The 507-nt window shown below is 49.3% G+C and carries 1 pseudogene; it reads right to left on the bottom strand.

From position 1 onward, the window contains the following. Positions 1 to 507: pseudogene (locus tag CIK04_RS26180) on the bottom strand (UDP-N-acetylglucosamine 1-carboxyvinyltransferase); the annotation flags it as partial.

The following is a 507-nucleotide window of genomic DNA, read 5'->3' as shown; positions in this document are numbered from 1 at the left end:
TTTGACTCACGAAAACTGCTCAATCTTGCACCCAGTTGCATTAAGCTGTTCTCGATTTTGTCGTAGCCGCGGTCAATGTGGCTAAATACGATCAACGATGGTTTCCCCCTTAGCGATACAACCTGCAATCACTAAGCTGGCTGACGCTCGTAGATCAGTCGCCATCACTTGTGCAGCGCTCAAACGCTCCACATCACCACAGATGACCGTGTTGCCTTCAATCTCCGCTTTTGCGCCCATACGTTTTAGCTCTGGAACATGCATGAAACGGTTCTCAAAGATGGTTTCAGTGATCACACCACCACCTTTGGCCATCATATTCAGCAAGGTAAACTGTGCTTGCATATCGGTTGGGAAACCCGGATGAGGCGCCGTGCGGATATTGACCGCTTTGAGCTCTCTACCGGTCATATCAACAGAAATCCAATCTTCGCCAGTTTCAACAAGCGCACCCGCTTCTTCCAACTTCGCCAACACGRCTTCRAGTAAATGCGCTTGCGTATTGTG

This window comes from Vibrio sp. 03_296 (genome assembly GCF_002265885.1).
Note: the sequence above shows the minus strand (reverse complement) of the source record. Positions and strands in the feature narration are given on the sequence as shown.